Below are 13,415 nucleotides of genomic sequence, written 5' to 3'. Positions count from 1 at the left end.
GTGGGGAGTGTGGTGATTCTCGTCGATCTCGTGCTCGTGATCGTGTTCTGCGTGATCGGGCGGCTCTCGCACGCCGAGGGCATCTTCAGCGATCTGCCCGGGCTGGTGAACACGATCTGGCCGTTCGTCGTCGCGGCCCTCGTCGCCCATGTCGTGCTGTTGGCGCGCCGGGTGCGGGCCGAGCGGATGCTCCCGGGCCTGGTCGTCTGGGCCGTCACGTTGGTGCTGGGCCTCGGACTGCGTGCGGTGAGCGGCCAGGGGACGGCACTGCCGTTCATCATCGTCGCCACGCTCACCCTGGCGCTGTTCCTGCTCGGGTGGCGCGCGGTGCTCGCGCTCGTGCGTCGGCTCAGCCGGCCGGCTCGAGCTGCGCGATGAGGGCACGGTGGTCGGAACCTGCGGCGTCGAGCACGAGCGAACCGGTCGGGTTCCAGTTCTGACTGGCCATGACGTGGTCGATCGGCGCGCCGACGAGCTCCGGATACTCAGCGGGCCAGGTGCCGGTGGTGCCCGTTCCCGTGCGTGCGGCCACATCGCGGCAGTGGCCCATATCGCCGCCCGCTGTGCCGAGTCCGGCCATGTGGTCGAGGGTCGCGTTGAAGTCGCCGGCGAGGATGAAGTCGCCCTCCGGGCATTGATCGGCGATCCATTTCAGGTCTGACTGCCAGCGCACCATCGCCTCGACGCGCGGTGCGACGGCGTGGACCGCCACGATCGTGGGGCCGGTGCCGTTCAGCGGCATCGCGACGGCGCTCGGCACCGAACTGGTATTGCTGCTGCCGTCCTGCGACGACGCGATCACCGAGTACTCGCCGAGCTCCGGCGAGATCAGGATCGTCGTCTCCCACGCCTGCGGGCCGTTCTCGACGTTGCCGAACTGCACGTGGTGCACCCACATCGGGTGGCCCTGTTCGCGCAGCATGACCGCGATGCGCTCGCCGACCGATTCCGCGGTCTCCGGCAGGGTCACGATGTCGACCTCCTGCGTGAGGATCGAATCGGCGATCGTCTCGGCGCTGACGGCCTCGCCCGCCGTGTTCCAAGTCAACACGCGCACGCTCGCATCGGTCTTCTCCGGCAGAGTGCCAGTGCCGAATCCGCGCACTGCGCCGATCGCTCCGGTGGCCGCTGCGGCGAGCAGCGCGACGATGAGAATAGATGCTGCGAATCCCCGCAGCGGCCGGGCGAACAGCAGCAGCAGTGACAGCACCGCGATCGCGAGGAAAGCGGCCAGGACGAGCCCGCGGACGGCGACCAACTGCGCGAACGGGAAGGTCTGCTCGAGGTCGAAGAACTGCGGCCACACCACGATCGCCGATGCGATCGCGAAGAGCACCGTGATGAGGATCCCCAGCAGACGAAACACCCCCCGAGCCTACGGGCGCACGCTGTGAATCACCTGCCGCGGGGGCTCCGCCCCAGCCCGTGTCTGCGGCAGTATGGTCGGATTATGACCGACGTGCAGATGTTCGCAGGACCCAACGATCTGCATCTGCACTCGAACCACTCCGACGGCACCGAGAGCCCCGCTGAGGTCGTCCGCCAGGCGCACGCGCACGGCATCCGCACACTCGCCCTCACCGACCACGATCGCACGACCGGATGGGACGAGGCGGCAGAGGTCACGGCATCCCTCGGAATGACATTCATCCCGGGCATGGAACTGTCTGCGAAGCATCAGTGGCGCAGCGTGCACGTGCTCGGGTACCTGTTCGATCCCGAGAACACGGCGCTGCGCGCCGAGACCGACCGCATCCGCGACGACCGGGTCGGTCGCGCCGAGCGCATCGTCCGCAACATCGGCCGCGACTACGAACTGTCGTGGTCGGATGTGCTCGCACAGACGACGGCAGATGCCACGGTCGGCCGCCCGCACATCGCAGACGCCCTCGTCGCCCGCGGCATCGTCCGCGATCGGTCGGAGGCGTTCGACGGCATCCTGCATCCGCGCGAGGGGTACTACGAGCCGCACTACGCGCCGGATCCGCTCACGGCCGTCCGGCTGATCACCGGGGCGGGGGGAGTGGCGATCATCGCCCACCCGGTGACCTCCGGGCGCGACCGAATGATGCCGGTGGCCTTCATCGAGCAGCTGATCGCCGCGGGGCTCGGCGGGTTCGAGATCGAGCACCGTGAGAACACGGAGGCAGGAAAGCGCACGTTGCGCACGCTCGCCGCGAAGCACGACCTGATCGTCACCGGCTCGAGCGATTACCACGGCGCCGGCAAGCCCAACCTGCCCGGCGAGAACACCACCGCCGACGAGATGGTCTCCCGAATCATCGCCCAGGCGTCAGGAACACGCCCCCGCTACCCGGGGGCGTGACCCGCGAAGCTCAGGCGCCAGCCGGCGCAGCACCGCCGGAACGGCGGCGACGGCGACGGCGCTGCGGGGCGGACTTGCCGTCGCGGTGCTCGCTGGTGGCATCGCCGTCGTGGGTACCGGCGCCTTCGGCGTCGCGGTCCGCAGTCGGCGCATCCGATCCTCGGGCGGCCGAAGTCTCGGCACCCTCGGTGAACGTCGATCCGACCGCACCGGCAGAGCCGCCACGGCGACGACGGCGACGGCGGCGCGTGGTGCCCTCATCGGTGCCCTCGGCCGCAGCATCCGCAGCCTTCTGCGGCTGACGCTGGCGGCGCTCGGAAGCGGGCTTCTCCGCCTTCGGCGCCGTGGTCAGACGACCCTTGGTGCCCTCGGGGATGTTGAGATCCTCGAACAGGTGCGGGCTCGACGAATACGTCTCGACGGGCTCGGGCTGACCGAAGTCCAGGGCGCGGTTGATGAGGGCCCACTTGTGCAGGTCCTCCCAGTCGACGAAGGTGACCGCGATGCCGGTCTTTCCCGCGCGGCCGGTGCGACCAGCGCGGTGCAGGTACGTCTTGTCCTCATCGGGGATCGTGTGGTTGATCACGTGCGTGACGTCGTCGACATCGATGCCTCGCGCGGCGACATCCGTGGCGACGAGAACATCGCGCTTTCCCGCCTTGAACGCCGCCATCGAGCGTTCGCGCTGCTCCTGACCCATGTCGCCGTGCACACCGCCGACGTTGAATCCACGGTCGCCGAGTTCATCGACGAGACGCTGGGCCGCACGCTTCGTGCGGGTGAAGATCACGGTCTTGCCTCGTCCCTCGGACTGCAGGATGCGGGCGATGACCTCGTCCTTGTCCATCGAGTGCGCGCGGTAGACGAGGTGCTTGATGTTGGCCTGCATGAGGCCCTCATCGGGGTCGTTCGCGCGGATGTGGATCGGGCTCGACATGAAGCGGCGCGCGAGGGCGACGATCGGCCCGGGCATCGTCGCCGAGAACAGCTGGGTGTGGCGAACGGCCGGCACCTTCTGGAAGATCTTCTCGATGTCGGCGAGGAAACCGAGGTCGAGCATCTTGTCGGCCTCGTCGAGTACGACCTCGGTCGCGTTCGAGAGATCGAGCAGGCGCTGTCCGGCCAGGTCGATGAGGCGACCGGGCGTGCCGACGACGATCTGCGCGCCGGCCTTGAGCTGGTCGATCTGCCCCTCGTACGCTTTTCCGCCGTAGATGGCGACGACGCTCGTGGAGCGGTTCGAGGTGAGCAGGTCGATGTCTTCGTACACCTGCACGGCGAGCTCACGGGTCGGCACGACGATGAGCGCCTTCACACCGTGTTCCGGGTCTTTGCCGAGCCGCTGGACGACCGGGATGCCGAAGCCGAAGGTCTTGCCCGTTCCGGTCTTGGCCTGGCCGATGATGTCCTGGCCGGGAAGGCCGAGGGGGATGGTCTGTTCCTGAATGGGGAAAGCGTCGACGATGCCCTTCGCGGCCAGCGCGTCGAGGATGTCCTGATCGATACCGAGATCAGCGAAAGAAGTCACTTGTTATGTTGCCTGTCCGGCGGCCTTGCGAAGATGCGAGCCGCCACGTCACGGATCCACGCCGTCTCTTGTGCCACAGGCGCGGCGCCCTGCTCCGACGGCAGGACGCCTCCAGCCTACCCGAGGGGTGGCGAATCACGGGGATCCGCGCTCGCAGGTAGTCTGATTCCGTGGTGAAGTGGTTCTGGCAGCGAGACAAGCCCCGACGCACTCTGGCGCTGCGCAGCCGCGGCGACGAGGGCGGTGCGATGCGCGTCGATTTCGCCGAGCTCGCCCCCGAGCTGGATCGTTTCCTGGGGCAGGCGGCGTATCTGCAGCTGGGGTACTTCGAGACGCTCACCCGGCTGATCCGCGCGACGCCCGAGCTCGACGAGAAGCAGGCGCTGACGCGTGCGGCCGGCGCGGCGCTGAGCAAGCACCGCGGCATCGTTGACGTCATCCGCGCTCAGGGCGACGACCCCACCGAGCTCATGCTGCCGTTCCGGGAGAACCTCGACGCGTTCCGCCGCAAGACCATCGGCGTCCGCCCCCGTGAGACGCTGCTCGCCGTGTACACCACGGCAGGGATGCTGGATGACTTTTACCTCGCCCTGGCCTCCAGCTACGGCACGACCGGTGCGCGTGTCGCCGACATCCTGCGCGAGGACGACGACACCGGTGAGATCGTCGCGATCCTCCGGCGCACCATCGAGAGCGACGGCGAATGGCGCTCGCTGCTGTCGATGTGGGCGCGCCGCCTGGTCGGGGAGACCGTGCTGGTGGCGCGCCAGGGACTGCGCACCGAACGCCTGGCCACGGATGAAGAGCGCGTCGAGCCGGTGTACACCGAGCTGATGGGCGCGCACGCGCGCCGCATGGACGCGATGGGGCTGGCCGCGTAGCCGACGGCCCGCTCGAGGACAGATGCCCTCGAAGTCAGATGCCGAGTGCTGTGCGCTTGGCGGCATCCGATCGGCGCCGGGCGGCGGTGATCATGACGCCTGCCGCAGCGGCGATCACCACGGCGCCGACGATGCTCACCAGCCAGAGCCATCCATTGTCCTGGCCGACGCCCGTCCACTGCATGATCGTGTAGATCATCGCTGACACCGCCGTCGCCACCGCGGGCACGACGATCACCCCGCGCAGTTCACGCTGCGGGATGAGATAGTGCACGGCGATGCCGAGAGCGCACGCGGCGATCAGGGCGAGGAGGATGTACATCTCGGGTCAGGCGACGAAGCCGACGCGACGAGACTCCTCGGTGCCCAGTTCGATGTAGGCGAGGTTCGCAGTCGGCACGATGTACGAGTTGCCCTTGACGTCGATGAAGCTCACGTGGGCGGCGTTCTGCTCGAGAGCGGCTGCCACCTGGGTGCGGATCTCCTCTGCGCCGGTGGCGGTTTCGAAGTTCAGCTCGCGGCCGGTGTTGATGATGCCGATGCGGATTTCCACGCGTGCTCCTTGAAGATTCGGGGACTGAGACGACTCTACCCCGGGGGCTGCGACGACGGATCGGCTGCGCGACCGGTTTCGCCCTGGGCGCACACGCCAGCCGGGCGCGCCGCCGGCCGGCGATGTCGTCGGCGGCCGATACCGTGGATGCCATGACCCGAGGCGCCGCCAGCAGAGCCCAGGGCGCCGCCAGCAGAGAACGGGATGCCGGGCAGCGCGCCGTCGTCGACGCACCCGTGGCGGCATCCGGGGTCGTCATCGGCGCGCCGGGGACCGGCAAGACGTCCACCCTCGCGGACCGCGTCGTCTCCCTCGTGGGGGAGCGGGAGCTGCTGCCCGAGGAGGTGCTCGTCCTCACCCCGAGCCGCCAGGCGGCCACGGTTCTGCGTGATCGCATCGGCGTGCGCATCGGCCATGCCACGCCCGGTCCGCTCGCCCGCTCGCTGGGGTCGTTCGCGTTCCAGGTCGTGCGCGGTGCGATGGTGCACGCGGGCGACGAGCCGCCGGCGCTGCTCACCGGAGCCGATCAGGATCGCATCATCGCCGATCTGCTCGCCGGTGACGCCGACGATGAGCAGCACGGCATGCTGAGTCGCTGGCCGGACTCGTTGCCCCCGGGCGTGCGGGCGTCGAAGGAGTTCCGCTCCGAGCTGCGCGCTTTCCTCAGCGAGTGCACCGAACTCGGCGTGCTGCCCGATGAGCTCCAGCGCTCGGATCGGGTGGTCTGGGCGGCCGCCGGCACGTTCATCGACGAGTACCGTACGGTGCTCGCCGGCATGCGCACCGCCTACCGCGACGCCGCCGATCTCGTCAGTGAAGCCGCGGCGATCCTGCGCGACGCGGATGCCGCGACTCTCGGTCCGCTCGCGGCTCTGCGCGTCGTGCTGATCGACGATGCGCAGGAGCTCACTCGCGGCGGGATCACGCTCGTGCGGGCGCTGCGTGCGCGCGGCATCGCCGTGATGGCATTCGGCGACCCCGACATCTCATCCGGCGCCTTCCGCGGCGCGAGCCCGCAACTGTTCCATGAGCTCTCCGGGCTGCTCGCGGACGTGTTCGTCCTCGACACCGCGCACCGGCAGAATCCCGCACTCACCGATCTCACTCGCACCGTCACGCAGGCGATCGGCGTCGCCGGCCGCGTCGAGCACCGACGTCCGCCCGGGCCAGCACCGGAGTCGCCGGACCCGGCGGTGCGCACGTTTCTGGCATCCTCACCGTATGAAGAAGTCGACCGGATCGCCGGCACCCTCCGCGACTGGCATCTCAGCGCTGGCATCGCCTGGAGCGATATGGCGGTCATCGCGCATGACACCCGGCAGGTGACGTCGCTGGAGACCGAGCTCGCCGCGCGCGAGGTGCCGACGCGGGCCGCCGGCGTGCAGCGCCCGCTGGGCAGCGAGGGCGTCGTCCGCGACATCGTGAGCGTCGTGCGCCTCGCCTTGCAGCCGGCCGACGAGCGCACAGCCGAAGACCTCGTCGACGCGCTGCGCTCGCCGTTCGGCGGGCTGGATGCTGTTGGTCTCAGACGCCTGCGCGCACGCCTGCGGCATGTGGAGCTCGCCGACGGCGGATCGACCCCGGCATCCGAGCTGCTGCGGCAGGCGATGGCGTTTCCCGCGCACTTCACGTTCATCGATGCACCGGAGGCCCGCACCGCCGCACGCTTCGCCACCACGATCGCCGAGACGGCCGCGGCGGCCGAGGCGGGGGAGACGATCCACGAGCTGCTCTGGCGCATCTGGGATCGGGCGCGCGCCCTCGACGGTTCTCCGCTCGCCCGGCACTGGCAGGCTGCCGCCGAGCAGCCCGGCGGTGGTGACACCGCCCGAGCACTCGACGCCCTGGTCGCACTGTTCGACGCCGCCAAGCGCTTCGTCGAGCGCACCCCCCATGAGAAGCCCGAGGCCTTCGTCCGCGACATCCTCGACAGCGAGGTGCCGGAGGACTCGCTGTCCACACCCGATCGGCCCGGTCTCGTCACGCTGCTCACCCCGGCGACGGCTCTGGGCACCCAGTTCGAGACGGTCGTCGTCGCCGGTGTGCAGGACGGCGTCTGGCCGAACACCCGCTTGCGCGGCGGACTGCTCGAGACGTGGCGCCTGGCCGATGCCGTGACGGCGGCCCGCACCGGCACCCCGGCCGCGAACCCCGGCGTTCTCGACCGGCGCCGCGACGCTCTGCACGACGAACTCCGTCTGTTCGTGCGGGCGGTGTCCCGCGCGCGATCCCGGACGCTCGTCACAGCCGTCGACGACGATGACACCGGTCCGAGCCCCTTCTTCGCCTTTCTGCCGGAGCCGCCGCCGGCATCCGATCACCCTGCTGCCGAGCATCCCCTCACGCTCCGCGGGCTGGTCGCGCGGCACCGCCGCACGCTCACGAGCGCGTCCGCCCCTGCCGTCCGTGCGGAGTCGGCCGATCAGCTGGCTGTGCTCGCGCGCGAGGGCGTACCCGGTGCTGATCCCGCCGAGTGGTACGGCACGGCAGGGCCATCGACCGCCGCTCCGCTGCGCGATCTCGCCGTCGAGGGCGCGCGGGTGTCGCCGTCGCGGATGGAGTCGTTCGAGGAGTGCGAGCTGCACTGGGCGATCTCGGCACTCGGGGGCGACACGGTTCTCCCAGCCTCGGCGGGGATCGGGACGATCATCCACGAGGCGATGGAGAAGACGCCCGACGGTGAGATCGAACGGATGCGGGCCGTCGTCGCCGAGCATTGGGGCGAGCTCGATTTCGAGACCGAGTGGATCAGCCGCAAGGAGCGACGCCGGGCAGACTTGTACGTCGACCGACTGCACGACTATCTGGGCGAGGTCGCCAGGGACGGCGGCCGGGTGCTCGCCAGCGAGGTCGAGTTCCGCTTCGCCGTCGACGTGGACACCGCGGGTGATCGCACAGACGCCGTTCCCGCTGTGCGCGTCGGCGAAGAGGCGAACGGGCCGGGGCGGGCCGTCGTGCACGGCTTCATCGACCGGGTCGAGATGTATCCGACCGGCTCGGGCGAGCACGCGGCCGCCCGGGGCAACGGCGCCGCGACGATGGGCGCCGGCGCGAACGGCGAGCGCGTCGTGGTCGTGGATCTGAAGACCGGGAAATACGAACCCGAGTCCGACGCCAAGGTCGAGGATCACGCTCAGCTCGCGGCCTACCAGATCGCCGTGGAACAGGGGCTCATCGCCGACGCTCTGCCGGAGGCGCTCACCGGCGCACGGCTGCTGATCGTCTCGAAGACGCTGTCGGGAAGCTCATACCGCGTCGCCCACCAGCACACCCTCGAGGGCGAGGGGCGCGCGCGATTCCTGAACCGACTCGCCGATGCCGCCAGAGGCATGTCCGCGGGCAGCTTCACCGCCCACGTCGAGGCGCACTGCGCCGATGTGCAGTGGCGCGTCCAGCCCTGCCGCATCCATACCGTTCCGGCAGTGAGCGCATGACGGCGTGGAGCGAGAGCGGTCCGGGGCTCTCCGCCCTGGACATCGCCGCAGCGCTGGGGCAGCCACCGCCGACAGCGGCCCAGCAGCGCGTCATCGAGGCTCCGCCCACCCCGGCGCTCGTCGTGGCGGGCGCGGGCAGCGGCAAGACCGAGACGATGTCGGGCCGCGTCGTCTGGCTCGTCGCGAACGGGCACGTCCGCCCGGACGAGATCCTCGGCCTCACTTTCACCCGCAAGGCCGCGGGTGAGCTCGCCGAGCGGATCGGTGCGCGCCTGGCGGTGATCGACGAGTTCGGGCGGCGCGGTCTGCTTCCGCACATCCCCGAGATCGTGGCGTCTGGAGCCCTCGCCCGCATCAGCGCCGCAGACCCCGCTGTGCGCCCGGGTGTGCGGGCACAGGTGCTCGACGGGCTGGTCGCCCAGTACGGCACCGATGCAGATGCCGCGGCCCCGCGCACCGCGGAGGAGATGCTGATCCGCCCGCGGGTCTCGACGTACAACGCCTTCGCCGACTCGATCGTGCGTGAGCACGCCGCCCGGATCGGGCGCGACTCCGACGTCGCGATGCTCAGCCAGGCGGCGTCGTGGATGCTGGCGCGCGAGGTCGTGCTGCGCGCCGACCTGCCGCAGCTCGAAGACATCGAGCTGTCGGTCGCCACCGTCGTCGACGCCGTGCAGCGCCTCGCCGGTGCGGCGCTCGACCACCGGGCCGACCTCGCGCGCGCCGAGCGGATCGCACGGGAGCAGGCCGCGGCCTTCGAGCCGTATCGCAGCCAGCCCGAGGTCGCCAAGGCGGCGGACAACCTGCTCGCCCTCCCGACCCTCGCCGCACTGGCACGCGAGTACATGTCCGAGAAGCTCCGTCGTGGTGTGCTCGACTTCGCCGATCAGGTCAGCGGCGCGTTCGACATCGTCGAGTCGTCACCGGATGTGCGTGCCGATCTGCGTGAGCAGCACCGGGTCGTTCTGCTCGACGAGTACCAGGACACGTCGGTGATCCAGACCCGATTTCTGGCGGCCGTTTTCGGCGACTCCGCCGTGATGGCCGTGGGCGACCCGCACCAGTCGATCTACGGCTGGCGCGGCGCCAGTGCCGACAACCTCTACGCCTTCGCGCGCACCTTCGCCCACGAGCAGCCCGCGCACACCTTCAGCCTGATGACCAGCTGGCGCAACGACAGTGCGATCCTCGACATCGCCAACCGCATTCTCGAGCCGCTCCAGCGACCAGGGCTCGACGTGCCGCCGCTCGGTGCCCGGCCTGGAGCAGGCCCCGGCCGGGTCGAGACGCGGTATCCGTTCACCGTGCACGACGAGGCCGCCGAAGTCGCCGAATGGTTCGAAGAGCGCCGCGCCGCGCACACCGACCCCGAGAAGCCGCACACGGGGGCGATCCTGTTCCGATCCAAACGGCACATGCAGACCTTCGCCGAGGCGCTCGCCGCCCGTGGCATCCCGCATCGCATCCTCGGGCTCGGCGGGCTGCTCGCGACCCCCGAGGTCGTCGATGTCGTCTCGACGCTGCGGGTGATCCACGATCCGAACGCGGGGTCGGCACTGATCCGCCTGCTGGTCGGGCCGCGCTTCGGCCTCGGCGTCGCCGACATGGGGGCGCTGTACGACCTGGCCGGAGAACTCGCACGTCGCGACAGTGGACTGCTGCCCCTGCCGGACGAGCTGCGCGCCCGCATCCGCACCTCACGCGGCGCGGACGAGGCGGTGTCGATCGTGGATGCCGTCGACGTGGTCCGCGGGCTGCGCGACGACTACCGGCTGCTCGAGCAGATCACCCCGGAGGGCCGCGCCCGGATCCGCGCGGCGGGAGAGATGCTCGAGAGGCTGCGCCGGGCCGCGGCGCAGCCGATCCCCGAGCTCATCCGGCTCATCGAGGGGGAGCTGCGGCTCGATATCGAACTGGCCGCGAACGAGACGCGCGGCCCCGCCCGCGTCGCGACCACGCAGTTGCGGGCCTTCACCGACGAGGTGCGCACCTTTCTCGCCGCCGACGAGCGCGGCACGATCGGGAGCCTGCTCGCCTGGCTCGACAAGGCCGAGAGCACCGACGAGCTGATGCCGCGCCCCGAGCCGCCCGAACCCGGTGTCGTGCAGCTGCTCACGGTCCACGGGTCCAAAGGACTCGAATGGGATGCCGTGGCCGTCGTGCGCATGGTGGAGGGGGAACTGCCGTCGAGGCCGACGGACACCTCCGGATGGTTCGGATTCGGCGTGCTGCCGTTCGCACTCCGCGGAGACAGCGACGCTCTGCCGACGTTCTCGTGGATGCCGCCGACAGACGATGAGCCGGATCCGGCCAAGCGACTCAAAGCCGGGGTCGCCTCGCTCACCAGCAGGAGCAAGACCGCTCCCGGGGCGATCATCGTTTTCAAGGATGCCTACCGGGCCTACCAGCAGCAGGAGGAACGACGGCTGGCGTACGTCGCGGTGACCCGCGCCCGCACCGACCTGCTGCTCACCGGCTCGCACTGGGCCGGGCAGAAGAAGCCGCGGACCGCCGGACCGTACCTGCTCGAGGCCTTCGAGGTCCTCGGAGCGGAACCGGTGGCCGAGGTCGACGCCGAAGAAAACCCTTACGAGGGCGAGGGCAAGACCACGGTGTGGCCGCTCGACCCGCTCGGGGGGCGCCGCGGGAAGGTCGAGGCCGCAGCGACCGAAGTGCGTGCTGCGCTCCAGGGCGAACCGCCAGCGCCGACCCCGCAGCTCGAACGGCTGCTCGCCGAGCGCGCGGAACGCCAGCGCGGCACCGTGGCAGACCCGCCGACGCGGGTGCCGGCATCCCGGTTCAAGGATTACGTCACCGACTTCGACGGCACCGTCCGTGAACTCGCCCGGCCCATGCCAGAGCGTCCGTATCGGCAGACCCGGCTGGGCACCCTCTTCCATGCCTGGGTGGAGCATCGCTCCGGTCTCGTCGGGGCCGGACCGAGTGCCGACGCCGCGCTCTGGGACAGCGACGAGGAGCAGCCCGATCCGCTGAGCGTCTCGGCAGCCGATGACGCCGACCTCCAGAAGCTGCGTGACATCTTCGAGCGCAGCGAATGGGCGCGGCTCCGACCGATCGCCGTCGAGATCGAGATCGACTTCGCGCTGGGCTCCGACACGGTCGACGCCGAAGGCCACATCGTGATCTGCAAGCTCGACGCCGTGTACCGCCGCGAGGATCGCGGTGGGCGGATCGAGATCGTCGACTGGAAGACCGGTCGCGCGCCGCGCACTCCTGCCGAGCAGGAGGAGCGGATGCTGCAGCTGGCGCTGTACCGCCTCGCCTACCATCGCCGATTCGGCGTGCCGCTGGACGAGATCGATGTCGCGTTGTACTACGTCGCGGACGACCTCGTCATCCGCGGTGACCGGGTCTACTCCGAAGCGGAATTGCTCCAGCGCTGGAGCGCCGCGCGGGCGGCCCGCTGAGCCTCGCCCGCCGGGTCATGATCGTCGACTTCGCCCGGCGTCGTCGACTCGGCGTTGGCCTCGGTATCCGAGACCTCGTCCACGGCCGGGACGAGACCGGAATCCGCGACCTCGCTGAGGTCCTCCGTCGCATCTCCGGGAGGAGCCTGCTCGTCGTCGGGAGCGAGCTCCTCGGGCATCAGATCGCTCGGGTTGTACGCATCGGTCTGCATCGAGAAGCCGGTGCCGGTCGCCGCCGTCTCGGGCACCCGGTCCAGGGCGTCCAGCGCCGAGTCGACGCCTTCGCCGCGCGCTGCGATCACCGACAGATCGTTCTCACGCAGTCCCTCGGCGAGGGCCTCCAGGAGCGTCGCCGCATCGTCGACGATGTCATTCCGGCGGAGCTGATCGCCGTGCACGAGCCAGCGGGCGAACTCGAGCTCGGCCAGCATCCGCGCACGGACGGCGAGCGCCGCATCCGGCGTCCGGTCCGACGCTTCGGCGTAGGCCGCGTGCACGTCTGCGGCGGCATCCGGAGCAGACGACAGCCACGCGAGATCGACGGCGGGGTCGCCGATGGACAGCCCGTGCCAGTCCAGAACGCCCACGACCTCGGGGCCGCGTTCTGGGTCGTCCTCGAAGAGGAACGATGTCGCCTTGATGCCGCCCAGGATCACGGCGGACTCGAACCGCCACAGATCGTCGTCCTCGACGGCTTCCCGCCAGCGCACTGTGAGACGCGCCGGCACGCGGCCGGTGGCCGCAGCCCTGTCGACGAGCTGGCGGATCTCGGCGCGCACCTCGTCGGCGCTGCGTGTGGTGAGTCCGGCACCGCGGACGACGGACGCGGGCAGAGCGTGCACGGCGGCGATCGATGCCCCCATGGAACTTGCCGCCCCGCGGCCGGGCGGCACATGGCCGGCCTCGATCTGGAAGCCGGGGAGCAGGTCGGCGACGAGTGCCCGCCCTTCGGAGAGCTGCGTCTCGCCGACGAACTCCGGCACGCGGAACGGCAGCATCGCGCGCGCGCCGGTGGTCAGCGCACGCAGGGCGATCGCCTCGGCAGCCAGCTCGCGCGACGTCTCGTCGTCATCGCCGACCCTGATCGCGAGCTCGCGTCCGTCGGCGAGTGTGGCGATCGCGGAGTCGAAGCGTCCGTCGCCGTCGGCGGTGAGGGAGCGCGCACCCACGACCTCCGCCCCGGGCAGTGCGGCTGTGACCGCCGCCGCTAGAGTAAAGGGAGACCGTGCCATGATCCCCAGGTTAGGTCTGCTCGGGTGCGGTTC

Annotated in this window: 10 protein-coding genes; 5 read left to right on the top strand and 5 right to left on the bottom strand. The window is 70.3% G+C overall.

What is annotated here, in order from left to right:
• Nucleotides 1–9 precede the first annotated feature (9 nt).
• Entirely contained in the window at nt 10–378 is a 369-nt protein-coding gene (locus ACTICP_RS06840) for a DUF3054 domain-containing protein (RefSeq protein ID WP_441890802.1), read from the top strand.
• Here ACTICP_RS06840 and ACTICP_RS06835 read toward each other — a convergent pair.
• Nucleotides 350–1,366 (bottom strand): endonuclease/exonuclease/phosphatase family protein, encoded by a 1,017-nt coding sequence (locus ACTICP_RS06835; protein WP_441890800.1) that lies wholly within the window; start codon nt 1,364–1,366, stop codon nt 350–352. The genes ACTICP_RS06840 and ACTICP_RS06835 overlap by 29 nt on opposite strands.
• A gap of 84 nt (nt 1,367–1,450) precedes the next feature.
• Between ACTICP_RS06835 and ACTICP_RS06830 the strand changes: the two genes are divergently transcribed.
• The gene (locus ACTICP_RS06830) at nt 1,451–2,326 is read left to right on the top strand and encodes a PHP domain-containing protein (RefSeq protein ID WP_441890798.1); all 876 of its coding nucleotides are present in this window, start codon (nt 1,451–1,453) and stop codon (nt 2,324–2,326) included.
• 10 nt (nt 2,327–2,336) lie between these two features.
• Here ACTICP_RS06830 and ACTICP_RS06825 read toward each other — a convergent pair whose 3' ends face one another.
• Entirely contained in the window at nt 2,337–3,854 is a 1,518-nt protein-coding gene (locus tag ACTICP_RS06825; RefSeq protein ID WP_441890796.1) for a DEAD/DEAH box helicase, read from the bottom strand.
• A 170-nt stretch (nt 3,855–4,024) separates the two neighbouring features.
• On the opposite strand from ACTICP_RS06825, the gene ACTICP_RS06820 reads away from it, so the two are divergent.
• A complete protein-coding gene (locus tag ACTICP_RS06820; protein ID WP_441890794.1) occupies nt 4,025–4,735 on the top strand; it encodes a ferritin-like fold-containing protein in 711 nt (236 codons plus the stop codon).
• Nucleotides 4,736–4,769: 34 nt separating this feature from the next.
• On the opposite strand, the gene ACTICP_RS06815 is transcribed toward ACTICP_RS06820, so the two are convergent.
• Both ACTICP_RS06815 and ACTICP_RS06810 read right to left on the bottom strand, forming a co-directional pair.
• Nucleotides 4,770–5,057 carry a hypothetical protein gene (locus ACTICP_RS06815; RefSeq protein ID WP_441890792.1) on the bottom strand — a complete coding sequence of 96 codons (288 nt, stop codon included), beginning with the start codon at nt 5,055–5,057 and terminating at the stop codon, nt 4,770–4,772.
• A 6-nt stretch (nt 5,058–5,063) separates the two neighbouring features.
• Nucleotides 5,064–5,288, bottom strand: a complete 225-nt coding sequence (locus tag ACTICP_RS06810) for a DUF3107 domain-containing protein (RefSeq protein ID WP_441890790.1) — start codon at nt 5,286–5,288, stop codon at nt 5,064–5,066.
• A gap of 152 nt (nt 5,289–5,440) precedes the next feature.
• Between ACTICP_RS06810 and ACTICP_RS06805 the strand changes: the two genes are divergently transcribed.
• Nucleotides 5,441–8,722, top strand: coding sequence for an ATP-dependent helicase (locus tag ACTICP_RS06805; protein WP_441890789.1), 3,282 nt, complete (start codon nt 5,441–5,443; stop codon nt 8,720–8,722).
• Nucleotides 8,719–12,150 (top strand): ATP-dependent DNA helicase, encoded by a 3,432-nt coding sequence (locus ACTICP_RS06800; RefSeq protein ID WP_441890787.1) that lies wholly within the window; start codon nt 8,719–8,721, stop codon nt 12,148–12,150. Before ACTICP_RS06805 ends, ACTICP_RS06800 begins: the two co-directional genes overlap by 4 nt.
• On the opposite strand, the gene ACTICP_RS06795 is transcribed toward ACTICP_RS06800, so the two are convergent.
• Nucleotides 12,096–13,382: a phosphotransferase gene (locus ACTICP_RS06795; RefSeq protein ID WP_441890785.1), complete on the bottom strand. Its 1,287-nt coding sequence runs from the start codon at nt 13,380–13,382 to the stop codon at nt 12,096–12,098. The two genes, ACTICP_RS06800 and ACTICP_RS06795, sit on opposite strands and share 55 nt — an antisense overlap.
• Between the last annotated feature and the right edge of the window lie 33 nt (nt 13,383–13,415).

Source organism: Microbacterium sp., from assembly GCF_052102115.1.
Taxonomy (GTDB): domain Bacteria; phylum Actinomycetota; class Actinomycetes; order Actinomycetales; family Microbacteriaceae; genus Microbacterium.
Note: the sequence above shows the minus strand (reverse complement) of the source record. Positions and strands in the feature narration are given on the sequence as shown.